Raw genomic sequence first — 537 nt, forward strand, 5'->3', positions numbered from 1 at the left:
GCAGATTCGTAGGCCGCATAGGCCGACATCAGCAGCGACTTGCGCGCCCATTCCGAATACGGATGCTGACGATCGACTTCCTCGAATTTCTTCGCGGCGGCCTTCGGATCCTTGTTCTGGTTCATGAGGTACAAGCCCTCATTGTAGAGCTTGTCGGCGGGCTCCTCGACGAAGGTGTCGTCCTTGGTGCCAAACTTGTCCCAGATCGCGCCGGTGCCGCAGCCGCTCAGCGGCACGGCCAGCACGATGAGGCCCGCGGCGAACCGCGCCTGGCGGCCGAAACGGGTGAGCAGTGAACCACTGGATTCAAGCGTAATGCGCTGTGCCGACATATATCTGAGACCTGACGCCTTCATGCGGTGTCTGCGCGGTACGCGCACAATCACGGACCAACCGGATACGCGCCCGCAGCTTCGCTTGACCGCGTGCTCTATCTACCCGAATGACATCCGTTAACCAACCGGATACGGAGCCATTTCGCCCGGATTAAGGCGAAGGATGTGGAGATACAGGCGGTTATGGTTACCGGGGATGTCC

The 537-nt window shown here is 60.1% G+C and carries 1 protein-coding gene; it reads right to left on the reverse strand.

Features of this window, described 5'->3' with window-relative positions:
- The coding region (gene bamD / locus AC1DS5_RS25550; RefSeq protein ID WP_477721039.1) for an outer membrane protein assembly factor BamD at positions 1-332 on the reverse strand (332 nt) is incomplete at its 3' end.
- Positions 333-537 lie beyond the last annotated feature (205 nt).

It is taken from the genome of Polaromonas sp. P4_H1, assembly GCF_056400945.1.